Source organism: Pseudomonas sp. GZJR-8 (genome assembly GCF_002916705.1).
GTDB lineage: Bacteria > Pseudomonadota > Gammaproteobacteria > Pseudomonadales > Pseudomonadaceae > Aquipseudomonas > Aquipseudomonas synxantha_A.
This window is the reverse complement of the sequence record NZ_JXSI01000004.1, coordinates 97275-122869: the sequence shown is the minus strand read 5'-3', so window position 1 is coordinate 122869 and position 25595 is coordinate 97275. Positions and strand designations below refer to the sequence as shown.

General features: G+C 58.2%; 22 protein-coding genes. 7 read left to right on the top strand and 15 right to left on the bottom strand.

What is annotated here, in order from left to right:
* Positions 1-477 precede the first annotated feature (477 nt).
* The 5 genes from mnmE to rpmH all read right to left on the bottom strand — a co-directional run bounded on the left by mnmE (position 478) and on the right by rpmH (position 4406).
* Positions 478-1848, bottom strand: a complete 1371-nt coding sequence (gene mnmE / locus TK42_RS09625; protein ID WP_032878611.1) for a tRNA uridine-5-carboxymethylaminomethyl(34) synthesis GTPase MnmE — start codon at positions 1846-1848, stop codon at positions 478-480.
* A 79-nt stretch (positions 1849-1927) separates the two neighbouring features.
* The gene (gene yidC, locus TK42_RS09620; protein ID WP_005792609.1) at positions 1928-3610 is read right to left on the bottom strand and encodes a membrane protein insertase YidC; all 1683 of its coding nucleotides are present in this window, start codon (positions 3608-3610) and stop codon (positions 1928-1930) included.
* Between the two features lie 2 nt (positions 3611-3612).
* The gene (yidD, locus tag TK42_RS09615) at positions 3613-3858 is read right to left on the bottom strand and encodes a membrane protein insertion efficiency factor YidD (RefSeq protein WP_019816912.1); all 246 of its coding nucleotides are present in this window, start codon (positions 3856-3858) and stop codon (positions 3613-3615) included.
* On the bottom strand, positions 3851-4258 hold the full coding sequence (gene rnpA / locus TK42_RS09610; RefSeq protein WP_020302575.1) for a ribonuclease P protein component: 408 nt from the start codon (positions 4256-4258) through the stop codon (positions 3851-3853). The genes yidD and rnpA overlap by 8 nt, the downstream gene beginning before the upstream one ends.
* Positions 4259-4271: 13 nt before the next feature.
* Positions 4272-4406, bottom strand: coding sequence for a 50S ribosomal protein L34 (gene rpmH, locus TK42_RS09605; RefSeq protein WP_003213577.1), 135 nt, complete (start codon positions 4404-4406; stop codon positions 4272-4274).
* Between the two features lie 575 nt (positions 4407-4981).
* On the opposite strand from rpmH, the gene dnaA reads away from it, so the two are divergent.
* From dnaA to gyrB, 4 genes are read left to right on the top strand one after another with little or no spacing between them, the layout of a single operon-like run.
* Entirely contained in the window at positions 4982-6499 is a 1518-nt protein-coding gene (gene dnaA / locus TK42_RS09600) for a chromosomal replication initiator protein DnaA (RefSeq protein ID WP_032878608.1), read from the top strand.
* A gap of 38 nt (positions 6500-6537) precedes the next feature.
* The gene (gene dnaN, locus TK42_RS09595) at positions 6538-7641 is read left to right on the top strand and encodes a DNA polymerase III subunit beta (protein WP_005783345.1); all 1104 of its coding nucleotides are present in this window, start codon (positions 6538-6540) and stop codon (positions 7639-7641) included.
* A gap of 20 nt (positions 7642-7661) precedes the next feature.
* On the top strand, positions 7662-8765 hold the full coding sequence (recF, locus tag TK42_RS09590) for a DNA replication/repair protein RecF (protein ID WP_032878606.1): 1104 nt from the start codon (positions 7662-7664) through the stop codon (positions 8763-8765).
* Between the two features lie 4 nt (positions 8766-8769).
* Positions 8770-11187: a DNA topoisomerase (ATP-hydrolyzing) subunit B gene (gene gyrB, locus TK42_RS09585; RefSeq protein WP_005783347.1), complete on the top strand. Its 2418-nt coding sequence runs from the start codon at positions 8770-8772 to the stop codon at positions 11185-11187.
* 103 nt (positions 11188-11290) lie between these two features.
* Here the strand turns inward: gyrB and TK42_RS09580 are convergent, their stop codons facing one another.
* Positions 11291-12013: a response regulator transcription factor gene (locus tag TK42_RS09580; RefSeq protein ID WP_005783372.1), complete on the bottom strand. Its 723-nt coding sequence runs from the start codon at positions 12011-12013 to the stop codon at positions 11291-11293.
* Between the two features lie 371 nt (positions 12014-12384).
* Here TK42_RS09580 and TK42_RS09575 point away from each other — a divergent pair, with 371 nt between their 5' ends.
* Positions 12385-14664 carry a CHASE2 domain-containing protein gene (locus tag TK42_RS09575; protein ID WP_103734257.1) on the top strand — a complete coding sequence of 760 codons (2280 nt, stop codon included), beginning with the start codon at positions 12385-12387 and terminating at the stop codon, positions 14662-14664.
* A gap of 181 nt (positions 14665-14845) precedes the next feature.
* Here TK42_RS09575 and TK42_RS09570 read toward each other — a convergent pair whose 3' ends face one another.
* From TK42_RS09570 to glyQ, 4 genes are all read right to left on the bottom strand, one after another.
* The gene (locus TK42_RS09570) at positions 14846-15616 is read right to left on the bottom strand and encodes a 1-acyl-sn-glycerol-3-phosphate acyltransferase (protein ID WP_005783374.1); all 771 of its coding nucleotides are present in this window, start codon (positions 15614-15616) and stop codon (positions 14846-14848) included.
* An 82-nt stretch (positions 15617-15698) separates the two neighbouring features.
* Positions 15699-16238: a D-glycero-beta-D-manno-heptose 1,7-bisphosphate 7-phosphatase gene (gmhB, locus tag TK42_RS09565; protein ID WP_177464452.1), complete on the bottom strand. Its 540-nt coding sequence runs from the start codon at positions 16236-16238 to the stop codon at positions 15699-15701.
* Positions 16238-18292: a glycine--tRNA ligase subunit beta gene (glyS, locus tag TK42_RS09560; protein ID WP_103734101.1), complete on the bottom strand. Its 2055-nt coding sequence runs from the start codon at positions 18290-18292 to the stop codon at positions 16238-16240. Before glyS ends, gmhB begins: the two co-directional genes overlap by 1 nt.
* Complete coding sequence (glyQ, locus tag TK42_RS09555; protein ID WP_003213601.1) at positions 18289-19242, bottom strand: glycine--tRNA ligase subunit alpha; 954 nt, start codon at positions 19240-19242, stop codon at positions 18289-18291. The genes glyS and glyQ overlap by 4 nt, the downstream gene beginning before the upstream one ends.
* A gap of 81 nt (positions 19243-19323) precedes the next feature.
* Between glyQ and TK42_RS09550 the strand changes: the two genes are divergently transcribed.
* Together TK42_RS09550 and TK42_RS09545 are read left to right on the top strand one after the other, a co-directional pair.
* On the top strand, positions 19324-19881 hold the full coding sequence (locus TK42_RS09550; RefSeq protein WP_005783377.1) for a DNA-3-methyladenine glycosylase I: 558 nt from the start codon (positions 19324-19326) through the stop codon (positions 19879-19881).
* A 40-nt stretch (positions 19882-19921) separates the two neighbouring features.
* The gene (locus TK42_RS09545) at positions 19922-20809 is read left to right on the top strand and encodes a lysophospholipid acyltransferase (protein ID WP_103734100.1); all 888 of its coding nucleotides are present in this window, start codon (positions 19922-19924) and stop codon (positions 20807-20809) included.
* Between the two features lie 133 nt (positions 20810-20942).
* Here the strand turns inward: TK42_RS09545 and TK42_RS09540 are convergent, their stop codons facing one another.
* The 5 genes from TK42_RS09540 to def form a co-directional block, all read right to left on the bottom strand.
* On the bottom strand, positions 20943-21254 hold the full coding sequence (locus tag TK42_RS09540) for a tetratricopeptide repeat protein (RefSeq protein ID WP_032878603.1): 312 nt from the start codon (positions 21252-21254) through the stop codon (positions 20943-20945).
* Positions 21255-21272: 18 nt separating this feature from the next.
* Complete coding sequence (gene trkA / locus TK42_RS09535) at positions 21273-22646, bottom strand: Trk system potassium transporter TrkA (protein ID WP_032878602.1); 1374 nt, start codon at positions 22644-22646, stop codon at positions 21273-21275.
* A gap of 22 nt (positions 22647-22668) precedes the next feature.
* Positions 22669-23979, bottom strand: a complete 1311-nt coding sequence (gene rsmB / locus TK42_RS09530) for a 16S rRNA (cytosine(967)-C(5))-methyltransferase RsmB (protein ID WP_103734099.1) — start codon at positions 23977-23979, stop codon at positions 22669-22671.
* Positions 23976-24929 (bottom strand): methionyl-tRNA formyltransferase, encoded by a 954-nt coding sequence (gene fmt, locus TK42_RS09525; RefSeq protein ID WP_103734098.1) that lies wholly within the window; start codon positions 24927-24929, stop codon positions 23976-23978. Before fmt ends, rsmB begins: the two co-directional genes overlap by 4 nt.
* A gap of 69 nt (positions 24930-24998) precedes the next feature.
* Positions 24999-25505 (bottom strand): peptide deformylase, encoded by a 507-nt coding sequence (gene def / locus TK42_RS09520; RefSeq protein ID WP_005783383.1) that lies wholly within the window; start codon positions 25503-25505, stop codon positions 24999-25001.
* Positions 25506-25595 lie beyond the last annotated feature (90 nt).

Genomic DNA, 25595 nt, shown 5'->3' with positions numbered 1-25595 from the left:
TATAGGGACTTCGCCCTTCCTAAAGAACCCTTTGCACAAAATTTAACCAGCTGTGGATTAATTACAGACAATAGAAATTAAAAGAGAGAAATTTATTAAATCTTTGTTTTTATGTTTATTTCTACTGAGCAACGTTTCTGTGGATAGATCTCTACAGCCCTTTATATTAAATGTGTACAGCGATTCAAAAGTCTGTGGTCATGTGCCAATGAGGCCCTTGGATAAGTGCTTTAAGCCTGTGGATTAAAGTGATGGTTATCCACAGACGGGTTTTTACTCAGGTTTCAAGCCCTGTTATCAACTGGGCACAGGCGCGGTTACTCACAGGGTTTAATCCACATAAAAGTACCAGCCGAGGCGAATAGCGCGCACGGAAAAACACCGATTGCTCGGCGAGTCAGTCAAAAAATGGATTGGGTTGCCCTGAAACGGGCTGAACAGACAGGCGCGAATGGCCTGTCTGTGGACAACGAAGGTCTATTTACCGATGCAGAAGCTGGAGAAGATCCTGCCCAGCAAATCGTCCGAGCTGAACGCGCCGGTAATTTCTCCCAGCAGTTGCTGTGCTTGACGTAAATCTTCAGCCAGCAGCTCCCCAGCACCCGCCAAGGTCAGCTGCGCCCGGCCGTGCTCCAAGGCGGCACTGGCATGGCGCAGTGCCTCAAGATGCCTGCGACGTGCACTGAAGCTGCTTTCCGAGGTCTGTTCATAGCCCATGCAGGCCTTGAGATGCTCACGCAGCAATTCCAGGCCGTCACCTGCCGCTTTGGCGCTCAGGCTGATAGTGACATGGCCATCCTCACTGGTTTGCAGGGCAATCGCTTCACCCGTCAGGTCGGCCTTGTTACGAATCAAGGTGACTTTGGCCGGGTCAGGTCGTTGCTCGAGGAATTCTGGCCACAGCGCAAAAGGATCCACAGCTTCCGGTGCCGTGGCATCGACGACCAACAACACACGATCGGCTTCCCCGATAGCCTTGAGCGCGCGTTCCACACCAATTTTTTCCACCTGGTCGTCGGTGTCGCGCAGCCCGGCGGTGTCGACGACGTGAAGCGGCATGCCGTCGATGTGGATATGTTCGCGCAAGATATCCCGGGTAGTGCCGGCAATCTCGGTGACGATCGCCGCCTCGCGCCCTGCCAGGGCGTTGAGCAGGCTGGATTTTCCGGCATTGGGCCGCCCGGCAATCACCACCGTCATACCATCGCGCAGCAAGGCTCCCTGCCCGGCTTCACGCAGGACTGTGGATAATTCCTCACGGACCTTATCCAACATTGCCAGCACATGGCCATCCGCGAGGAAGTCGATTTCTTCTTCGGGAAAATCGATCGCCGCTTCAACGTAGATACGCAGACTGATCAGTTGTTCGGTCAGGTTATGCACACGCAGGGAAAAAGCCCCCTGCAATGAGCGCAAAGCGTTACGTGCAGCCTGTGCAGAACTGGCTTCGATCAAATCCGCAATCGCTTCGGCTTGGGCCAAATCGAGCTTGTCGTTCAGAAATGCCCGTTCGCTGAATTCCCCAGGCCGTGCCAAGCGGCAACCCAGTTGCAAGCAACGCTGCAGGAGCATATCCAGGACCACAGGACCACCGTGCCCCTGTAATTCCAGGACATCTTCACCGGTGAAAGAGTTGGGTCCCGGAAAATAGATCGCCAAGCCCTCGTCCAATACGCTTTGGTCAGCATCCAGAAACTGGCCGTAATGGGCATAACGGGGTTTCAGCTCTCGGCCACTGATTGCCATGGCCGCAACGCCCGCCAAGGGGCCGGAAATTCGAACGATACCGACTCCGCCTCGGCCCTGAGCGGTGGCGACAGCAGCGATGGTTTCACGAGGAGCGCTCATCAGCAGGTTCCAGAACAAAAGTGACGGAAAGCAAAACGCCCCACTAGGGGGCGTCTTGAGTGGTTATCCACAGAGTAAATTACGCCTCGGCTTTTTTGGTAGCCGCTTCGATCTTACGTGTGATGTACCACTGTTGAGAGATCGACAACACGTTGTTGACCACCCAGTACAGTACCAAGCCAGCAGGGAACCACAGGAAGAAGAAGGTGAAGATGATTGGCATCATTTTCATTACCTTGGCCTGCATCGGATCCGGCGGGGTTGGGTTCAGACGCTGCTGGATAAACATGGTCGCGCCCATGATGATCGGCAGGATAAAGAACGGGTCCTTGATCGACAGGTCAGTTATCCACAGCATGAACGGCGCTTGGCGCATTTCCACGCTTTCCAGCAGTACCCAGTACAGCGACAGGAACACCGGCATCTGTACCAGAATAGGCAAGCATCCACCCAGCGGGTTGATCTTCTCTTTCTTGTACAGCTCCATCATGGCCTGCGACATTTTCTGCCGGTCATCGCCATGTTGTTCTTTCAGTGCCGCCAGTTTCGGGGCAACGGCACGCATACGCGCCATCGACTTGTAGCTGGCTGCCGACAGTGGGAAGAAGATCCCCTTGATCAGCATGGTCAGGAAGATGATCGACCAGCCCCAGTTGCCGACGATGCTGTGGATATGTTGCAACAGCCAGAAGATCGGCTGGGCAATGAACCACAGGAAGCCGTAATCCACAGTCAGTTCCAGACCTGGGGACAACTCTTTCAATACGGCCTGGCTTTTAGGACCGGCGTACAGGGTAGCGCTGGTTTCAGCCTTGGCACCTGGAGCGACGGTCAACGCCGGGCCAGTGAACCCAATGATGTAGTTGCCCTGGCTGTCCTTGCGGGTTTGAACCAGGTTCGCGTCACCCTTGTTCGGAATCCAGGCGGTCACGAAGTAGTGCTGCAGCCACGCTACCCAGCCACCCTGGACGGTTTCTTTCAGCGTGCCCTTGTCGATATCTTTCATCGACACTTTTTTGTACGGCTCATTACTTGTCCACAGGGCGGCGCCCAGGTAAGTCGCGGTGCCGGTGGCGGTGCTGGAAGACGGATCGGAACTGGCGTCACGCTTGAGCTGGGCAAACAGGTTGCCGCTCCAGGCTTTGTCGCTGGTGTTGTCGATCAGGTAAGTGACCTTCAGATCGTACAAACCACGGGTAAAGCTGAAACGCTTGATGTAGTTGACGCCGTCGAGGCTGAATTTCAGGTCGACGTTCAACTGGTTCTGGCCGTCTGCCAGTTGATAAGTCTTTTGCTCGGTCGAATAAACCGGACGACCGGTAGCACGTGCATCCGGACCATTGGTGCCGGTCAGGCCGCTTTGCGCCAGATAAGTACGTTCACCGCCGTTATCGAACAGCTGGAACGGAACATCCGGATGATCCTGGCGACGTGGATAAAGCGGCAGCTTCAGCTGTGCAATATCACCACCTTGTGGGTCGATAGCCAGGTCGAGCACATCCGTTTTCACGTGGATGAGGTCTTTGTTGGTGACCACTGGCGTTTCTAACGGGGCACTTGTCTCGCCATTCGCGCTGGGAACATCGGCACTCGCGGACGCATTGTTACCCAGCGGGGTGTCCGGAATAGCCGGCGCAGCCTGATTGGTAGCAACATTCTGAGTCGGCAGGGCAGCCTGGCCGTAGTCCTGGTTCCATTTAAGGACCATGACATAGGACACGATTGCCAGGGCGACGATCAGGATTGTGCGTTTAATATCCATGATTACTCGGCCATCGAAGAAGAACGGGAGGTAGGGATAGGTGGAACCGGGTCATAACCACCGGGATTCCACGGATGACAGCGACCTAAACGACGAAAGGTCAGCCAGCCACCGCGCAGAAGACCATGATTTTCTATGGCCTCTAACGCGTAGCAGGAACAACTGGGGTAGAAACGACAGTGGCTGGCCATCAGAGGACTAATGGCATAGCGATAAAACTGGATCGGAACGATTGCCAGTTTACGCATCAAGGCTGTCTACCCCTACAGTTTCGGTGCTGACTGCTGGTGCTGGCTTGTGGGTACGAGCCAAACGTTTCCAGAGCTTGCCGAAATGCTGAATCAATTCGGGGTTTTCTACATCACCCAAGCCTTTGCGCGCGACGATAACAATATCCCAACCAACCAGAGTGTCCTGGTGGAGGCGAAACGATTCGCGCATCAGACGCTTGAGGCGATTGCGCTCAACGGAGAGCTTGACGCTCTTCTTGCCAATCACCAGCCCGAGACGGGGGTGATCAAGATCGTTGTTACGCGCAAGGAGCAGGAGATTTTTCCCCGGAACCTTGCCGGTGGGGGAGTCAAAGACTGCCTTGAAATGCCGGGGGGTAAGCAGACGCTTTTCCCGACTGAAGTCCTGACTCACCACCAGTACCGGATTATCAAACTGCCAGACGCGCACGACCTTTGGCGCGGCGACGCGACAGGACAGCACGGCCGTTCTTGGTAGCCATGCGAGCACGGAAGCCGTGAGTACGGGCGCGTTTGATGGTGCTTGGTTGGAAAGTACGTTTCATGGCGTTGTTACCTGGTTCGTCCACAACGGGCCGGAATGGCCCCCGTTTTAAGAGACCGGCGATTCTAGAGAAAGCAAGCCTCTAGGTCAATTTCCAACCAGCTTTTCCTTCAATTAGATCTTTGCCGCCTTCCGAGCCGTTCTGCTTTCATCCGCCATGCCATAGATATAAAAATAAAGAAGGAAGTTATTTAAAGCTTTTCTGTAAAGCTTATAAAAGCTAGCCAGGCGACCATCTGTGGATAACTGCCTTTAGCCCTTATTCTGCGCGCTGTACAGAGAATGACAACACGGGGGAGAAGCAGTGCTCTGCCTGTGCTGCGCTATCGGATAAGCTGTGCGTGGAATGGGTTGTTATCCACAGGCCGGTTACCCACAGACTTTTGCCCCCACTTGTGCAACGAGCTCAGGGTGGCTTATCCACAGAGCTTATGCACAGACCATTGGTCGCCTTTTCTGCGGTTAACACATTGATTTTGGGTGCCCTGTGAGCAACCTACATGTGGATAAGTGGGCGGCTGGTCGCTACAATGGCGGCTGTTTTTGCCTCACCGGCTTTCAACTTAGGGGATATCCGTGTCAGTGGAACTTTGGCAGCAGTGCGTGGAGCTTTTGCGCGATGAGCTGCCTGCCCAGCAATTCAACACCTGGATCCGTCCGCTACAGGTCGAAGCCGAAGGCGACGAGTTGCGTGTCTACGCACCCAATCGTTTTGTTCTCGACTGGGTCAATGAGAAGTACCTGAGCCGCGTTCTCGAATTGCTCGATGAACATGGCAATGGCCTCGCGCCCGTGCTCTCCTTATTAATAGGCAGCAAACGTAGCTCAGCACCCCGTGCTGCGCCGAACGCGCCTTTGGCTGCAGCGGCATCGCAAGCCCAGGCGGCAGCGGCACCGGTTGCTGCTTCTACTGCACCTGCTGCAACGTCGTCCAAATCCTCTGCGCAAAAAAATGCGCCAGAGCATGAAGAACCGTCTCGCGACAGCTTCGATCCGATGGCAGGCGCCAGCTCCCAGCAGGCTCCCGTTCGTGCCGAACAGCGCACTGTGCAGGTTGAGGGTGGGCTCAAGCACACCAGTTATCTGAACCGCACCTTCACCTTCGAGAACTTCGTCGAGGGCAAGTCCAACCAGCTGGCCCGTGCAGCTGCCTGGCAAGTCGCCGATAACCCCAAGCACGGTTACAACCCGCTCTTCCTTTATGGTGGCGTTGGCTTGGGTAAGACGCACTTGATGCACGCCGTAGGTAACCATCTATTAAAGAAGAACCCGAACGCCAAGGTCGTGTACCTGCATTCGGAGCGCTTCGTGGCTGACATGGTCAAGGCCCTGCAGCTCAATGCGATCAACGAGTTCAAGCGTTTCTACCGCTCCGTTGATGCTTTGCTGATCGATGACATTCAGTTCTTCGCTCGCAAGGAACGTTCCCAGGAAGAGTTTTTCCACACCTTCAACGCCCTGCTCGAAGGTGGCCAGCAGGTCATCTTGACCAGTGACCGTTACCCGAAAGAAATTGAAGGCTTGGAAGAGCGCCTGAAGTCGCGTTTCGGCTGGGGCCTGACCGTTGCGGTGGAACCGCCGGAGCTGGAAACCCGGGTTGCGATCCTGATGAAGAAGGCCGATCAGGCAAAGGTTGATCTGCCTCACGACGCTGCCTTCTTTATTGCCCAACGCATTCGCTCCAACGTGCGTGAGCTGGAGGGCGCGCTCAAGCGGGTCATCGCTCACTCGCACTTCATGGGCCGTGATATCACCATCGAGTTGATTCGCGAATCCCTGAAAGACTTGTTGGCCCTGCAGGACAAGTTGGTGAGTGTGGATAACATCCAGCGCACCGTGGCCGAGTACTACAAGATCAAGATTTCCGACCTGCTGTCCAAGCGCCGTTCGCGCTCGGTTGCACGCCCGCGTCAGGTGGCTATGGCTCTCTCCAAGGAGCTGACCAACCACAGCCTGCCGGAAATCGGCGATGTGTTTGGCGGTCGCGACCACACCACGGTCTTGCACGCCTGCCGCAAAATCAACGAACTTAAGGAATCCGACGCGGATATTCGCGAGGACTACAAGAACCTGCTGCGTACACTGACTACGTGATGACACCAGCGCAGCTTATTAAGGCAAGGGACTAGACCATGCATTTCACCATTCAACGCGAAGCCCTGTTGAAACCCCTGCAACTGGTCGCAGGCGTCGTCGAGCGCCGACAGACCTTGCCGGTGCTCTCCAACGTATTACTGGTGGTCGAAGGCCAGCAGTTGTCCTTGACCGGTACCGACCTGGAAGTCGAGCTGGTTGGTCGTGTGCAGCTTGAAGAGCCCGCCGAACCCGGCGAAATCACTGTGCCGGCGCGCAAGCTGATGGACATCTGCAAAAGCCTGCCCAACGATGCGCTGATTGACATCAAGGTCGATGAGCAAAAATTGGTGGTCAAGGCTGGCCGTAGCCGGTTCACTCTGTCGACCTTGCCGGCCAATGACTTCCCAACCGTGGAAGAAGGGCCAGGCTCGCTGACGTGCAGCCTGGAGCAAAGCAAGCTGCGTCGCTTGATCGAGCGCACCAGCTTCGCCATGGCCCAGCAGGACGTGCGCTACTACCTTAACGGCATGTTGCTGGAAGTATCCGAAGGCATCATTCGTGCGGTTGCCACTGACGGTCACCGTCTGGCGATGTGCTCGATGCGTGCCGATATCGGCCAGCCTGATCGTCACCAAGTGATCGTTCCGCGCAAAGGTATCCTTGAGTTGGCGCGTTTGCTCACCGAGCCGGACGGCAATGTCAGCATCGTGTTGGGTCAGCACCATATCCGCGCGACCACTGGTGAGTTCACCTTCACCTCCAAATTGGTTGACGGCAAGTTCCCGGATTACGAGCGTGTGTTGCCTAAAGGTGGCGACAAGCTGGTGATTGGCGATCGCCAGGCCTTGCGTGAAGCGTTCAGCCGTACTGCGATTCTGTCGAACGAAAAGTACCGTGGTATTCGCCTGCAATTGGCCAACGGGCAATTGAAAATCCAGGCCAACAACCCGGAGCAGGAAGAGGCAGAAGAAGAAGTTGGCGTCGACTACAACGGCGGCTCTCTGGAAATCGGCTTTAACGTGAGCTACCTGTTGGACGTGCTGGGCGTCATGACTACCGAACAGGTTCGCCTGATCCTGTCGGACTCCAACAGCAGCGCCCTGGTGCAAGAATCCGATAACGACGACTCGGCTTACGTTGTCATGCCGATGCGCCTGTAATCATGCTCAGCAGAAGCTAGATGTCCCTTAGTCGCGTCTCTGTCACCGCGGTGCGTAATCTGCACCCGGTGACCTTCTCCCCTTCCCCCCGCATCAATATCCTCCATGGCGCCAACGGCAGTGGCAAAACCAGTGTGCTGGAAGCTATCCACTTGTTGGGGCTGGCCCGTTCCTTCCGCAGTGCCCGCCTGTTGCCGGTGATTCAGTACGAACAGTTGGCGTGTACAGTGTTTGGCCAAGTCGAGTTGGCGGAAGGTGGTCAGAGTGCACTGGGGATATCCCGCGATCGCGGCGGGGAGTTTCAGATTCGTATCGACGGGCAAAATGCGCGCAGTGCCGCACAACTGGCAGAAATTCTGCCGTTGCAGTTGATCAACCCCGACAGCTTCCGTCTGTTGGAAGGTGCACCGAAAATCCGCCGCCAATTTCTGGACTGGGGTGTGTTCCACGTGGAACCCCGCTTCATGGCCACTTGGCAGCGCCTGCAGAAGGCCCTGCGGCAGCGGAACTCATGGCTGCGGCATGGTACACTTGACGCCGCTTCGCAAGCAGCCTGGGACCGAGAGCTATGCCTGGCCAGCGACGAAATAGATGAGTACCGTCGTGCCTATATCAAAGCCTTGAAACCAGTCTTTGAGCAGACCTTGAGCGAGTTGTTGGACCTCGAGGGGCTGACGCTGAGTTACTACCGAGGTTGGGATAAAGACCGTGAGCTCAGTGCTGTGCTTGCGACGTCCCTGCAGCGGGATCAGCAAATCGGACACACCCAGGCCGGCCCCCAACGCGCTGATTTGCGCCTTAGATTAGGTGCACATAATGCTGCGGATATTTTGTCCCGCGGCCAGCAGAAGTTGGTGGTGTGTGCGCTGCGTATTGCGCAAGGGCACTTGGTTAGCCAGGCCAGGCGCGGTCAGTGTATTTATCTGGTGGATGACTTGCCGTCGGAGCTCGACGAACAGCACCGCCGTTCGCTATGCCGCTTGTTGGAAGACTTACGCTGCCAGGTATTCATTACCTGTGTAGACCACGAATTATTGAGGGAAGGCTGGCAGACGGAAACGCCAGTCGCTTTGTTCCACGTGGAACAAGGCCGTATCACCCAGACCCACGACCATCGGGAGTGAAGGCATGAGCGAAGAAAACACGTACGACTCGACCAGCATTAAAGTGCTGAAAGGTTTGGATGCCGTACGCAAACGTCCCGGTATGTACATTGGCGACACCGATGATGGTAGCGGTCTGCACCACATGGTGTTCGAGGTGGTCGATAACTCCATCGACGAAGCTCTGGCCGGTCACTGCGACGACATCAGCATTATCATCCACCCGGATGAGTCCATTACCGTGCGTGACAACGGTCGTGGCATCCCGGTAGACGTGCACAAAGAAGAAGGCGTTTCGGCGGCAGAGGTCATCATGACCGTGCTCCACGCTGGCGGTAAATTCGACGACAACTCCTATAAAGTATCCGGCGGTTTGCACGGTGTAGGTGTGTCGGTAGTGAACGCTCTGTCCGAAGAGTTGATTCTCACCGTTCGCCGTAGCGGCAAGATCTGGGAACAGACTTACGTCCACGGTGTGCCACAGGAACCGATGAAAATCGTTGGTGACAGTGAAACCACCGGTACCCAGATCCACTTCAAGCCGTCGGCTGAGACTTTCAAGAACATCCACTTCAGCTGGGACATCCTGGCCAAGCGGATTCGTGAACTGTCCTTCCTCAACTCCGGTGTTGGCATCGTCCTCAAGGATGAGCGCAGCGGCAAGGAAGAGTTGTTCAAGTACGAAGGCGGCCTGCGTGCGTTTGTTGAATACCTGAACACCAACAAGACTGCGGTCAACCAGGTGTTCCACTTCAACATCCAGCGTGAAGACGGCATCGGCGTGGAAATCGCCCTGCAGTGGAACGACAGCTTCAACGAGAACCTGTTGTGCTTCACCAACAATATTCCCCAGCGCGATGGCGGTACTCACCTGGTGGGTTTCCGTTCTGCGTTGACGCGTAACCTGAACACCTACATCGAAGCGGAAGGTTTAGCGAAGAAGCATAAAGTCGCCACCACCGGTGACGATGCTCGTGAAGGTCTGACGGCGATTATCTCGGTCAAGGTTCCGGATCCGAAGTTCAGCTCCCAGACCAAAGACAAGCTGGTGTCTTCCGAAGTGAAGACCGCGGTTGAACAGGAAATGGGCAAGTACTTCTCCGACTTCCTGTTGGAAAACCCCAACGAGGCCAAGCTGGTTGTCGGCAAGATGATCGATGCTGCCCGCGCCCGTGAAGCCGCGCGTAAAGCCCGTGAGATGACCCGTCGTAAAGGCGCGCTGGATATCGCCGGCTTGCCTGGCAAACTGGCTGACTGCCAGGAGAAGGACCCTGCCCTCTCCGAACTGTACCTGGTGGAAGGTGACTCTGCTGGCGGTTCCGCCAAGCAGGGTCGTAACCGTCGCACCCAGGCCATCCTGCCGTTGAAGGGCAAGATCCTCAACGTTGAGAAGGCGCGCTTCGACAAGATGATTTCCTCTCAGGAAGTCGGCACCTTGATCACTGCACTCGGCTGCGGTATTGGCCGTGATGAGTACAACATCGACAAGCTGCGTTACCACAACATCATCATCATGACCGATGCTGACGTCGACGGTTCGCACATCCGTACCCTGCTCCTGACGTTCTTCTTCCGTCAGCTGCCAGAGCTGATCGAGCGTGGCTACATCTACATTGCCCAGCCGCCGTTGTACAAGGTGAAAAAAGGCAAGCAAGAGCAATACATCAAAGACGACGACGCCATGGAAGAGTACATGACGCAGTCGGCCCTGGAAGATGCGAGCCTGCACCTGAACGACGAAGCACCGGGCATCTCCGGCGAGGCGCTGGAGCGTCTGGTCAACGACTTCCGTATGGTCATGAAGACGCTCAAGCGTTTGTCGCGCTTGTATCCTCAGGAGCTGACCGAGCACTTCATCTACCTGCCGGCCGTGAGCCTGGAGCAGTTGGGCGATCACGCCGCCATGCAGGATTGGCTGGCCCAGTACGAAGTGCGTCTGCGTACCGTTGAGAAGTCTGGCCTGGTGTACAAAGCCAGCCTGCGCGAAGACCGTGAACGTAACGTGTGGCTGCCGGAGGTCGAACTGATCTCCCACGGTTTGTCCAACTACGTCACCTTCAACCGCGACTTCTTCGGCAGCAACGATTACAAAACGGTCGTCACCCTCGGCGCGCAACTGAGCACCCTGCTGGACGATGGTGCTTACATTCAGCGTGGCGAGCGCAAGAAAGCGGTCAAAGAGTTCAAGGAAGCCCTGGACTGGCTGATGGCTGAAAGCACCAAGCGCCATACCATCCAGCGATACAAAGGTCTTGGCGAGATGAACCCGGACCAGCTGTGGGAAACCACCATGGACCCAGCTCAGCGTCGTATGTTGCGTGTGACTATCGAAGACGCCATTGGCGCAGACCAGATCTTCAACACCCTGATGGGTGATGCGGTCGAGCCTCGTCGTGACTTCATCGAGAGCAACGCCTTGGCGGTGTCTAACCTGGATTTCTGATCAGGTAAACCTGCTTGAACAAAAAGGCCAACGCTTAGCGTTGGCCTTTTTTATTGGGTGATGGTTAAGCGTTTTAAAATGCTCCACGTGGAACATCAAGATTTCAACTTTGCGCCGTTGTCGCCACACTCTCCAAACGATACCCATATCCATAGATCGTCAACAGCTGCCAGCCGCGATCCGCCGTCAGCCCGAGCTTGTTACGCAGACGGTAGATATGGGTATCCAAAGGCCGTGACGAGACCATTTCCTCATGGCTCCAAAACCGCTCATACAGGTACTCGCGAGACAGCGGCCGGGCCAGGTTGGCAAACAGGCAACTGGCCAGGCGGTATTCCCGCTCTGTCAGGTTAATGGGTTTGCCGGCGCGGGTGACGGTCAGTTCGGCATCGTCGAAGGTTAGATCATTAAAGCTCTGTACTTCCTGGGTAGCCGACTTCTGCAAGCCGTGACGTCGCAGGACGGCGCTGACGCGTGCTTTGAGCTCGTTGGGGCGAAAGGGTTTGCTGACGTAATCATCTGCGCCGCTGTTCAATGCGGTGACGATATCGCTTTCGGCATCGCGACTGGTGAGCATGATGACCGCGGGGGGCGATTCCATGTGTTCGCGGGTCCAGCGCAACAAGGCAATGCCCGAGATATCCGGCAGTTGCCAGTCCAGGATCAGCAGGTCAAAGGTTTCCCGCCGCAGTTGGCGCAGCAGGTCTTCGCCGCGCTCAAAGAAATGCAGCGACCATGGCTGTTCCGCAGTGCTGGGAATCTGTCGCAGTGTCTGTTCCACCCGTCGCAACTCGGCGGGCTCGTCATCCAGTATTGCGACTCGCATTGGGGTCCTTCCTACAAAAAATACGACTGCTTTAATGAGTGGCGACTGTGCAAAGCCAGCCTCTGAATCTGAACAATTATGGGCGGATTCTACGATCCTTGTATCTCTCGATACGCTGATAAGATCCCGTGATGCTCAAAGCAAAGATACCGGCTCCTGTCTGTGAGGAAAAGGACTCGCTCATACCCTGCCCTGCAACAAGGTGAGGTATGGTTTGTTGCACGGTTCTGGGTAAAGTCCTCAACTGAGACCGAAATAAGCTTCACTTGTTTCAGAACACTGTTGAACGTCACCACATGGAGAGGGAGCGGGCCTATGACACCTTTACCCGATGACCATCAATGCCTTCGCATACTTTCGGCGGTAGCCCTGTGAAACTATGGCGTAAAGCCGAGAAACGCCAGCCCACCCAGGCACAGTTGTTATTCCACGGGTTGGTCCGTGAATGGTTGTTGATCGGGCTGGTGTTACTGCCCTTTACCGTTTACCTGTCCTTGAGCCCGGGCCTGGCACTGAATAACCCTCTCTACGACAGCCTGCGCCGCCTGACACCTTTACCGGTGGATCCACGGATTCTGCTGGTCACCATTGATGCGCCCAGCCTGGAAGTACTCGGCCCATGGCCGTGGCCGCGCAGCGTGCATGCAGATCTGATTGAACGCCTTAGCGCCGCCCAGCCGGCAGGCATTCTGTTTGACGTAGTCTTCAGCGAACCTAGCAAGGGGGCCGATGGACGACGGTTGGCTGATGCGGTCTGCAATGCTGGCAATGTACTGCTGCCCATCGTCGGTGATAGCAGCGTAAGTCCCAGCCTGCCAGGAGAGCCGCTGTCACCGTTGCTCAAGTGCGCCAAGGGCGTGGGGCATATCAACGTCGAAGCGGATAGCGACGGCATCGTACGCAGCGTGTATCTGCGTGAAGGCCCGCCGGGAAGCACGCTCCCTCAATTGGCATGGTTGGCGTTCGCGCTGAGTGAGCAAGCACCGGTAATGCCGGGCCTTGCCCAGGAGCCCAGCAGCCAGCAGTGGCATCAAGAGCATGAAATCCGCGTGCCTTTCACCTCGGAAGATGACCACTTTCCCAGCGTGTCCTACCTCAGCGTATTACGCGGCGAGGTACCTCCCGAAACACTGCGCGGCCGGCTGATTCTGATAGGTGCCACGGCGTATGGAATGGCCGATCGTTTTGTGACACCGCTCTCCTCCACCGTCGGCACGACCGCGGGAGTGGAGATCCAGGCCGATATCCTCAATGGTCTGTTGCAGGGACGCAGCATTGTCGACCTGCCCGGATGGCTTGCCGCCCTGTTGGCGACATCCCTGGTGACCTTGCTGCTGGGCCTTCTGCTGTATCGCCCTCGCTACGCCCTGTGGATGACCCTGGGTGGCATGACCGCGGCGCTGGTGGCCTCATGGGCATTGCTGCGCCTTGGGCATTGGTGGTCCCCCGCCGCATGTTTGATCGGGCTGTTACTCAGCTATCTCATCTGGAACTGGCGGCGCCTGAGCGTCATCCTGGCCTACTTTGGTTGGGAACTGGCGCGGCTGGATAACGAGCCCAAGGTGCTGCCGGAGCGTCGTCGTGCGCCCGCCAGCAAGGGTGATGTGTTGCAGGGGCGGATCTTTGCCCTTGAGCAGGCAGTCAGTCGTACGCGTGATACGCGGCGCTTTATGGCTGACGGGTTGGAGTGCCTGCCGGTGGCTACGCTGATAACCGACCCACAGGGCAATATTCTGTTGGCCAACCGTGTAGCCCGTGATGTGTTTGGTAACGACCTGGTCAATTCAAACCTCATCGAACAACTCGCCGATCTGGGTTATCCCCCGCTGCATAACGGCGTACGCCCTGCCCTGTCAGCACTGGAATTGGTTGAGTTCCGCGATATCCACCAGCGCAGTCTGCGGATGGAGCTTGCGCCCTTGCTTCCGGCCGAAGGTGACTTCGCCCTCGGATGGCTGTTGAGCCTGACGGACCTGAGCAAGGAGCGAGAAGCCCAGCAGCATCGCGAGACCATGCTGCGTTTCCTCTCCCACGACCTACGCGCACCCCATTCGGCGATCCTCGCCCTGCTGGATGTGCATAACGGCGAATCGCCAGTCTTTGCCCAGGTCGAACAACAGGTCCGACGGGCATTGAGCCTTACCGAATCCTTTGTGCAATTGGCCAAGGCCGAGGCTGACGGTTACCAGTTCCAGCCTACCTTGTTCGCCATGCTGGTGATGGACGCCTTTGATCAGGTTGCGGTGATTGCGCAGCTCAAGGGCATCCATCTGGTCAACGACCTGGATGAGGCGGATGAAGCCATGATCCATGCCGATCAATCATTGCTTACCCGTGCGTTGTTCAACGTGCTGGAGAATGCGATCAAATATTCCCCATCCGGCACTACCGTCAGGTTGAGGCACGGCAGTGCACAGGGTTGGTTGGAATGCCGCATCAGCGATCAGGGGCCGGGGATTGCCCCCGAGGATTTACCGGAACTGTTCAGCCAATACCGGCGTTTCGATTCGGCCCAGGGCAGTGACGGTCTTGGACTGGGGCTGACGATGGTTAAGGCCGTGGTGGAACGGCACGGTGGACGCATCGTTTGTGAAAGTGAGCTGGGCAAGGGCTCGACATTCATCCTGTTATTGCCGCAGTTGGAAGACTAAAAAACCGACTTTTCTGCTGTGCATAAAAAACCGGTCACAAGGACCGGTTTTTTTATGAAGAAAAAACTTATGCACGTTTTTCGAGATTTTATGACCTTCAGAAATATGCAGCTAAATCAGAAGGTTATGAATCAAAAAAGCCAATTCGCCAACAAAGCGTGCACAGGTTATCCACAGATCCTCAAATCGCCGGGGTCTCGACTACCAAGGGCTCAGGAGGCAGGGAACCCATGGCTCGCTGCTGTGCTTCATTCCATGCAGCGGCGCGGTCGTTCAGTGCAGCAATCGCACGCGGCCCCTCGCCTTCTGCGTACATCGGCTCGCCTATAACCACGGTGATGGTGCCAGCGCGTTTGGCCCAGCCGGTCTTCGGCCAGAACTTGCCGGCATTGTGGGCAATGGGCAGCACCGGCAGGTTGGCGTTGACCGCCAATGCCGTACCGCCCCGTGAGAACTTGCCTACGGTGCCGTAGGGCACACGCGTACCTTCGGGGAAGATCAGTACCCAGACGCCGTCCTTGAGCAACTCGTCGCCCTTCTTGGCCACGTGCTTGAGCGCCGCCTTGGGGTTGTCACGGTCAATGGCGATCGGGCGCAACATGGCCATGGCCCAGCCAAAGAACGGCACGTACAACAGTTCACGCTTAAGCACCTGGCTCAGGGGCGAGAAGTACGCGGAAAGAAAGAAGGTTTCCCAAGTGCTTTGGTGGTTCGACAAAATCACGCAGGGTTGGTCCGGGACGTTTTCTGCGCCCTTGACCTCAAAACGGATGTTCAGGAACACCTTGCTCAGCCACAACGCGCAACGGCACCAATAAACGTTGATGAAGCGATAACGCGCCTTGAACGGCAGGAAGGGGGCAATAAAAAAGCTCAGGGTGCACCAGAGAAACGAACTGGTGCCCAGCAGCAGGTAAAAGAAAAAGGTTCTGATGGCCTGCAAGATCGACATGGCGGCATTTACCGTTGCGGGACACGGCCCGCCTGTTAAAAGCGCACTCCCGAACAATCCTTGGTCAGGAAGTCGAGGGCGGCTAGTTGTTAATAAGTTCTGCGGCAACCGCCGCCAGATCGTCAAAAATCAAAGTGCCTACCGGCAGGTTTTTCGCCTGGGTCTTTTCGCCTTTTCCGGTCTTTACCAAAACTGGCTGAGAGTCGACGGCTTTGGCCGCCTCCAGGTCACCGAGGCTGTCCCCGACGAACCATATCCCAGCCAAGGGCACCTTGTAATGTTCTGCAATAGTTTTCAACATGCCAGGCTTGGGCTTGCGGCAATCGCAGCCCTCATCCGGCCCGTGAGGGCAGTAAACCACCAGCCCCACCTCACCTCCCTGTTTGGCCACCAACGTGCGCAAGCGCGCGTGCATGGCGTCCAGGGTGGCGATGTCGTAGTAACCGCGGGCGATGCCGGACTGGTTGGTGGCGATGGCCACCGTCCAGCCGGCTTTGCTCAACTGCGCGATGGCCTCGATCGAGCCGGGCAAGGGGATCCACTCCTGTACCGACTTGATGTAAGCGTCGGAGTCGTAGTTGATCACCCCGTCCCGATCGAGAATCAGCAGTTTCAACATGATCAACCCAATACGGAAATGTCAGCGATATTGATGAACAGGCCACGCAAACGCGCGAGCATGGCGTAACGGTTTTTCCGCACGCCGGCATCGTCGGCATTGATCATCACCGCTTCGAAGAACGCGTCTACCGGCTCACGCAGAGACGCCAGGCGCGCCAACGCTTCAGCGTAGTTACGCTCCGCGATCAGCGGTTTCACAGCGTTCTCGGCCTTGGCGATGGCCGAGTTCAGCGAGAACTCCTTGGCATCGGCAAACAGGCTTGGGTCAACGTCGGCATTGCCGAGGTTGTCGGCCTTGCTCAGCAGGTTCGACACACGCTTGTTCACGGCCGCCAGGGCATCGGCTTCCGGCAGCTTGCGGAACGCTTGTACGGCTTGTACGCGCTGGTCGAAGTCCAGTGCCGAACCCGGTTGCAGGGCACGTACCGACAGGTAGACGGAAACGTCCACGCCTTCGTCTTCGTAACGCGCACGCAGGCGGTCGAACACGAACTCCAGCACTTGCTCGGCCAGGCCGGCTTGCTTGACCTTGGTCCCGAACTGGCCGACCGCGAACACCACGGCCTGGGTCAGGTCGAGATCCAGCTTCTTGTCGATCAGGATCCGCAGCACGCCCAATGCCGCACGGCGCAGGGCATACGGGTCTTTGCTACCGGTGGGCAACATACCGATACCAAAGATACCCACCAGCGTATCGAGCTTGTCGGCGATGGCCACGGCCGCACCCGTCAGGGTGGTCGGCAATTCTGCACCGGCACCGCGTGGCATGTACTGCTCGTTCAGGGCCAGGGCGACGTCGTCCGGCTCGCCGTCGTTGAGGGCGTAGTAGTAACCGGCGACACCTTGCATCTCAGGGAACTCGCCAACCATCTCGGTGGCCAGGTCGCACTTGGACAGCAAGCCGGCACGGGCGGCCCAGGCTGCGTCGCCGCCGATGCGTGGCGCAATGTAGGCCGCCAGCTTGGAAACCCGCACGGCCTTGTCGTAGACACTGCCGAGTTTTTCCTGGAACACCACGTTTTGCAGGCGCAGGTTGAAGTCTTCGAGCTTCTGTTTCTTATCTTGCTTGAAGAAGAACTCGGCATCGGTCAGGCGCGGGCGAACGACTTTCTCGTTACCGGCGATGATCTGCTGCGGGTCCTTGCTTTCGATGTTGGCCACGGTGATAAAGCGCGGGAGCAACTTACCGGCTGCGTCCAGCAGGCAGAAATACTTCTGGTTGTCCTGCATGGTGGTGATCAACGCTTCTTGTGGCACGTCGAGGAAACGCTCTTCGAACGAGCACACCAGCGGCACCGGCCACTCCACCAGAGCGGTCACTTCGTCCAGCAGGCTTGGCGGCACGATGGCGGTGCCTTCCTGCAGGCGGGCCAATTCTTCGGTGCGCTTGCTGATCAGCTCGCGACGCTCATTGGCATCGGCCAATACGTAAGCGGCGCGCAGGTCGTTGAGGTAGTTGGCCGGCGAAGTGATGCGCACGCTTTCGGGATGATGGAAGCGGTGACCACGGGAATCACGACCAGCCTTCTGGGCGAGGATGGTGCAATCAATGACCTGGTCACCGAGCAGCATTACCAGCCATTGGGTCGGACGTACGAACTCTTCCTTGCGCGCACCCCAGCGCATGCGCTTGGGGATAGGCAGGTCGTTCAGGGAGTCTTCAACGATGGTCGGCAGCAGGCTGGCGGTCGGCTTGCCGGTGATGACCTGGCTGAAACGCAGTTTCGGGCCGCTCTGGTCGATCTCGCTCAGCTCTACGCCACATTTCTTGGCAAAGCCAAGGGCGGCTTGTGTCGGGTTGCCGTCGGCATCGAAAGCTGCCTGGCGCGGTGGGCCGTCCAGGTTGATGTTGCGGTCCGGCTGCTGGGTTTCCAGCGCGGTCAGCAGCACAGCCAGGCGGCGCGGCGCGGCGTAGACTTTTTTGGCTTCAAACTTCAGGCCGGCAGTCTGCAGGCCTTTTTCGATACCGGCCAGGAATGCATCGGCCAGGGTATTGAGTGCCTTGGGTGGCAGCTCTTCGGTGCCCAGTTCAACCAGGAAATCTTGAGCACTCATTGTGCAGCCTCCAGCTTAGCCAACACTTCATCACGCAGGTCAGGGGTTGCCATCGGGAAGCCCAGCTTGGCGCGAGCCAGCAAATAGGCTTGGGCGACGGAACGCGCCAGCGTGCGCACACGCAGGATGTATTGCTGGCGCGCAGTTACCGAGATGGCACGGCGGGCGTCCAGCAGGTTGAAGGTATGGGACGCCTTCAACACCATTTCATAGCTTGGCAGCGGCAGCGGCTGGTCGAGTTCGATCAGGCGCTTGGCTTCGCTTTCATAGAAGTCGAACAGTTCGAACAGCTTCTCGACGTTGGCGTGTTCGAAGTTGTAGGTGGACTGCTCCACTTCGTTCTGGTGGAACACATCGCCGTAGGTCACTTTGCCGAACGGGCCGTCAGCCCATACCAGGTCGTAGACCGAATCCACGCCTTGCAGGTACATGGCCAGACGCTCGAGGCCGTAGGTGATCTCGCCGGTCACCGGGTAGCACTCGATGCCACCGGCTTGCTGGAAGTAGGTGAACTGCGTCACTTCCATGCCATTGAGCCAGACTTCCCAGCCCAGGCCCCAGGCGCCCAGAGTTGGCGATTCCCAGTTGTCTTCGACGAAACGGATGTCGTGCACCAGTGGGTCCAGGCCCACATGCTTGAGCGAGCCCAGGTACAGTTCCTGGAAGTTGTCCGGGTTGGGCTTCAATACCACCTGGAACTGGTAGTAGTGCTGCAGACGGTTCGGGTTTTCGCCGTAGCGGCCGTCAGTCGGGCGACGACTGGGCTGCACATAAGCGGCGTTCCAGGTTTCCGGGCCGATGGCCCGCAGGAATGTAGCGGTGTGGAAAGTGCCGGCGCCTACTTCCATATCGTAGGGCTGAAGTACCACACAACCTTGCTCGGCCCAGTATTGCTGGAGGGCGAGGATCAAGTCTTGGAAGGTACGCACGGCTGGCGTAGGCTGGCTCACGAAATTCACCTGTTACTTGGGCTGCGATTTAAAGAGCGGGAGTATACCCGATTCGGCCCCGCCACCACTCCCTGGAGCCTTATGCCACGCTGCTTTTGGTGTTCTGAAGATCCGCTGTACATGGCTTATCACGATCAAGAGTGGGGAACGCCGCTGCGCGATGCGCAGGGTTTGTTCGAGTTGCTTTTGCTCGAAGGGTTCCAGGCGGGTCTGTCGTGGATCACTGTTTTACGCAAACGCGAGCATTATCGAAAGGTCTTGTTCGGCTTTGATGCGCAGCGTCTGGCGCGGTTAAGCGATGAAGAAATCGAGGCGCTGATGCAGGATCCGGGCATCGTGCGCAATCGCTTGAAGCTCAATGCTACCCGGCGCAACGCCGCGGCCTGGCTGGCGCTGGAAGACCCGGTGGGGTTGCTGTGGTCATTTGTCGGCGGTAAACCCAAGGTCAATCACTTCAAGGATCGCAGCGACGTCCCGGCCATTACACCCGAGGCTGAAGCCATGAGCCGCGCCTTGAAGAAAGCCGGTTTCACCTTCGTCGGGCCGACCATCTGCTACGCCTTCATGCAGGCCTCGGGCATGGTCATGGACCACACTCAGGACTGTGACCGTTACGCGGACTTGGTCAACGCCGGTTAGAATGCCGGTTTTGCGCACCACACACGATCAGGAGTGACCTGTGGAAAAGTTTAAAGGCGCCTTGCTGGTAGGCGCTCTCCGGTTGTTTGCCCTGCTGCCCTGGCGCGCCGTACAAGCCGTCGGCACGGGCATCGGCTGGATCATGTGGAAAACCCCCAACCGCTCCCGCGACACCGTGCGGATCAACCTCTCCAAATGCTTCCCGGATATGGCCCCGGCCGAGCGCGAGCGCCTGGTGGGCCGCAGCCTGATGGACATCGGCAAGTCCCTGACCGAAAGTGCTTGCGCGTGGATCTGGCCAGCCCAGCGCTCCATCGACCTGGTGCGGGAAGTCGAGGGCCTGGAAGTGTTGCACCAAGCCCTGGCCTCGGGCAAAGGCGTGGTGGGTATCACCAGTCACCTGGGCAACTGGGAAGTGCTGAACCACTTCTATTGCAGCCAGTGCAAACCGATCATTTTCTATCGCCCGCCCAAGCTTAAGGCGGTGGACGAACTGCTGCGCAAACAACGCGTGCAATTGGGCAACCGCGTGGCGGCGTCGACCAAGGAAGGCATTCTCAGCGTGATCAAGGAAGTGCGCAAAGGCGGCCAGGTAGGCATTCCTGCCGACCCGGAACCAGCCGAGTCCGCCGGCATCTTCGTACCGTTTTTCGCCACCCAGGCCCTCACCAGCAAATTCGTGCCGAACATGCTCGCGGGCCACAAGGCTGTTGGCGTATTCCTGCACGCGTTGCGCCTGCCGGACGGCTCAGGCTACAAAGTGATCCTGGAAGCGGCGCCGGAAGACATGTACAGCACCGACACCGCCACCTCCTGCGCGGCGATGAGCAAAGTGGTGGAGCGCTATGTGGGCGCCTACCCGAGCCAGTACATGTGGAGCATGAAGCGCTTCAAGAAGCGCCCGCCGGGTGAGGCGCGGTGGTACTGATTCACACCTGACTCAAGACCGATATAGAAACAATGTGGGAGGGGCTTGCTCCCGATAGCGGTGGTTCAGTCAAATATGCATTGGCTGACACACTGGCATCGGGAGCAAGCCCCCTCCCACATTTAGTCCTGTATCAAGCCTGTCGATCGAGTTTCTTCAGGAACACGGTCATCTCTTTTTCGGCCTGCTTGTCGCCGTGGGCCTGGGCCGCTTCAATGCCTTTTTCCCACGCCTGTCGTGCTGAGGCACTGTCACCCTGCGCCTGGTGCGCCTTGCCCAACAGCTTCCACGCCGCCGAATACTTCGGATCGAACTCGAGGCACTTGCCCAGATGCTCGGCGGCTTTGGCGTTGTCTTTCAAGTCCAGATAACCCTTGCCCAAGCCGAAACGCAGCAGCGAATTATCCACACCCTTGGCGAGCATTTTTTCCAGGGATTCGAGCATGTCGGTCACTCCGTTTGATCAGAAAAAGCTCAAGCCCACGTGGAACAGCTTCTCTACATCGCGGATATGTTTTTTATCCACAAGGAACAAAATCACATGGTCTGCGGTGGCGATCACCGTGTCGTCGTGGGCGATGATCACTTCTTCATCGCGGATGATTGCACCAATGGTGGTACCCGGCGGCAGGCCGATATCGCGGATGGCCTTGCCAATCACCTTGCTCGACTTCGAATCACCGTGGGCAATCGCCTCGATGGCTTCCGCCGCACCCCGGCGCAGGGAGTGCACGCTGACAATATCGCCACGCCGCACGTGGGCGAGCAAGGTACCGATGGTCGCCAGTTGGGGGCTGATGGCGATGTCGATATCGCCGCCCTGGATCAGGTCCACATAGGCCGGGTTGTTGATGATGGTCATCACCTTCTTCGCCCCCAGCCGCTTGGCCAGCAACGACGACATGATGTTGGCTTCGTCATCGTTGGTCAGGGCGAGGAAGATATCGGCGTCGGCGATGTTTTCTTCCATCAGCAGGTCGCGGTCCGAGGCGCTGCCTTGCAGTACGACAGTGCTGTCGAGGGTGTCGGACAAATGCCGGCAACGCGTCGGGCTCATCTCGATGATCTTCACCTGGTAGCGGCTTTCGATGGCCTCGGCCAACCGCTCGCCGATCTGCCCGCCGCCCGCGATGACGATGCGTTTGTAGCTCTCGTCGAGCCTGCGCATTTCGCTCATGACCGCACGAATATTCGCCTTGGCGGCGATGAAAAACACTTCGTCGTCGGCCTCGATCACCGTGTCGCCCTGGGGCAGGATCGGCCGGTCACGACGGAAAATCGCGGCCACGCGGGTTTCCACGTTTGGCATGTGCTCACGCAGCTGGCGCAGTTGCTGGCCCACCAACGGCCCGCCGTAGTACGCCTTTACCGCCACCAGTTGCGCCTTGCCCTCGGCGAAGTCGATCACCTGCAAGGCGCCAGGGATTTCGATCAGGCGCTTGATGTAGTGGGTGACCACCTGTTCCGGGCTGATCAATACGTCCACCGGAATAGCGTCATTATCGAACAGGCCGGCGCGAGTCAGGTAGGCCGCTTCGCGCACCCGGGCGATCTTGGTTGGGGTGTGGAACAACGTATGAGCGACCTGGCACGCGACCATGTTGGTCTCATCGCTGTTGGTCACCGCCACAAGCATGTCGGCATCGTCGGCACCCGCCTGACGCAGCACCGTTGGAAACGACGCCCGGCCTTGTACCGTGCGGATGTCCAGGCGGTCGCCCAGGTTGCGCAGGCGCTCGGCATCGGTGTCGACCACGGTGATGTCGTTGGCTTCGCCGGCCAAGTGTTCGGCCAGCGTACCTCCGACCTGCCCTGCCCCAAGGATGATGATTTTCATCCGGTCACTCCCTTAAACCCATTCAGCCGCGTGCGGCGGCGATCTTGATCAGTTTGGCGTAGTAGAAGCCATCGTGCCCGCCTTCCTGCGCGAGCAGTTGGCGGCCGTGGGGCTGCTTGATGCCGGCGCTGGTAGCGAGGTCCAGTTCGCGCGCGCCGCTGGTGCGGGCGAGGAAGGCTTGGATGACCTCAGTATTTTCGGTGGGTAGCGTGGAGCAGGTGGCGTACAGCAGGATGCCGCCGACTTCCAGGGTTGGCCACAGGGCGTCAAGCAATTCGCCTTGCAGCACCGCGAGGGCGGCGATGTCGTCGGGCTGGCGGGTCAGCTTGATGTCCGGGTGCCGACGGATTACGCCGGTGGCAGAGCAAGGTGCGTCCAGCAGGATGCGCTGGAATGGCTTGCCGTCCCACCAGGTCGCTGTGTCGCGGCCGTCGGCGGCGATCAGGTCGGCGCTGAGGCCCAGGCGCGCAAGGTTTTCCCGCACGCGCACCAGGCGTTTGGCTTCAAGATCCACAGCCACTACACCGGCCAGGTCTTTTTCAACCTCAAGGATGTGACAGGTCTTACCGCCTGGCGCGCAGCAGGCGTCGAGTACGCGCTGGCCGGGGGCCAAATCGAGCAGGTCGGCCGCCAATTGCGCGGCCTCGTCCTGCACACTGATCCAGCCTTCGGCAAAGCCCGGCAGGCTGCGTACATCGGTGGCGGCTTCCAGCACGATGCCGTCGGTGCTGTACACGCACGGGGTGGCGTTGATGGCCGCGTCGGTGAGTAATTGCAGGTACGCGTCACGGCTGTGGTGGCGGCGGTTGACCCGCAGGATCATCGGCGGGTGCGCGTTGTTGGTTGCGCAGATAGCCTCCCATTGCTCGGGCCAGAAGGCTTTCAGGGATTTTTGCAGCCAGCGCGGGTGGGCGGTGCGCACCACCGGATCATGTTCCAGCTCGGCCAGCAGTGCTTCGCTTTCACGCTGGGCCCGGCGCAGTACGGCATTGAGCAGGGCCTTGGCCCAGGGCTTTTTCAGCTTGTCGGCGCAACCGACGGTTTCACCGATGGCGGCGTGGGCCGGTACGCGGGTGTAGAGCAATTGATAGAGGCCCACCAGCAACAGCGCCTCGACATCAGCGTCTGCCGCCTTGAACGGTTTTTGCAGCAGCTTGGCTGCCAGTGCCGACAACCTTGGCTGCCAGCGGGCGGTGCCAAAGGCCAGGTCCTGGGTGAAACCGCGATCCCGGTCTTCGACCTTGTCCAATTGCGTGGGCAATGAACTGTTCAGCGAAGCCTTGCCGTTGAGCACGGCAGCGAGAGCCTTGGCGGCGGCCAGACGTGGGTTCATTGAGTGGCCACCCCGAGGATCGTGCCCAAGGCAAATTTCTCACGGCGGCTATTGAACAAATCGCTGAAGTTCAGCGCTTTGCCGCCGGGCAATTGCAGACGTGTCAGGCACAGCACCTGCTCACCGCAAGCGACGAACAGCCCGTCTTTGCTGGCGCCGATAATCTCGCCGGGGGCGCCTTTGCCGTCGGCCAGGGTCGCGTTCAACACCTTCAAGGCTTCGCCGTTCAGGGTGCTATGGCAGATTGGCCATGGGTTGAAGGCACGTACCAGGCGCTCCAGCTCCACGGCCGGGCGGCTCCAGTCGAGGCGCGCTTCGTCTTTGTTCAATTTGTGCGCGTAGGTGGCCAGGCTGTCGTCCTGTACCTCGCCTTCCAGGGTGCCTGCTGCGAGGCCGGCGATGGCCTGGATCACGGCAGGTGGGCCCATTTCGGCAAGGCGGTCGTGCAGGCTGCCACCGGTGTCTTGCGCGGTGATCGGGGTGGTGACTTTGAGCAGCATCGGTCCGGTGTCCAGGCCCGCCTCCATGCGCATCACGGTCACGCCGCTTTCGCTGTCGCCCGCCTCCACGGCGCGCTGGATCGGCGCCGCACCACGCCAGCGAGGCAGCAGCGAAGCATGGCTGTTGATGCAACCCAGGCGCGGGATATCCAGCACCGCCTGGGGCAGGATCAAACCGTAGGCCACCACCACCAGCAGGTCCGGTTTCAGCGCGGCCAGTTCGGCCTGGGCTTCGGCGTTACGCAGGGTCGGCGGTTGCAGCACCGCTATGTTGTGTTCAAGCGCCAATAGCTTGACCGGGCTCGGCATCAGTTTTTGCCCGCGACCGGCCGGGCGATCCGGCTGGGTGTACACCGCGACGATGTCATAAGGGCTGGCAAGCAGCGCCTTGAGGTGTTCGGCGGCGAATTCAGGGGTGCCGGCAAAAACAATGCGCAATGGCTCGGTCATGGGAGTTCTCGGTTAAAAACAGTCACAAAAGAAAAAGGCTTGCCGCAGCAAGCCTTTGGAAGAAGGGCATCAAGCTTGCTGGCGATGCTTTTTTTCCAGCTTCTTCTTGATCCGGTCCCGCTTGAGCGTGGACAGGTAATCGACAAACAGCTTGCCGTTAAGGTGGTCGCATTCATGTTGGATGCACACTGCCAACAGACCTTCGGCAATCAGCTCAAACGGTTTGCCATCACGGTCCAGGGCCTTGATCTTCACGCGCAACGGGCGTTCGACGTTCTCGTAGAACTCCGGCACCGACAGGCAGCCTTCCTGGTATTCGCCCATCTCATCGGTCAGCGGTTCGAACTCGGGGTTGATGTACACCCGGGGTTCGCTGCGATCTTCCGACAGGTCCATGACCACGACACGCAGATGCACGTTGACCTGGGTAGCGGCGAGGCCAATGCCCGGAGCTTCATACATTGTTTCAAACATGTCATCGACCAACTGACGAACCTTGTCGTCCACTACGGCCACCGGCTTGGCGATCGTGCGCAGGCGCGAGTCGGGAAATTCGAGGATGTTCAAAATAGCCATAAGCGTAATTGCTGCACATGTGAGGTAAAGACCAATCGGCGGTGGGATGGACCCACACGGCCGGTGTGAAACGCTCAGAAGCCACGAGGG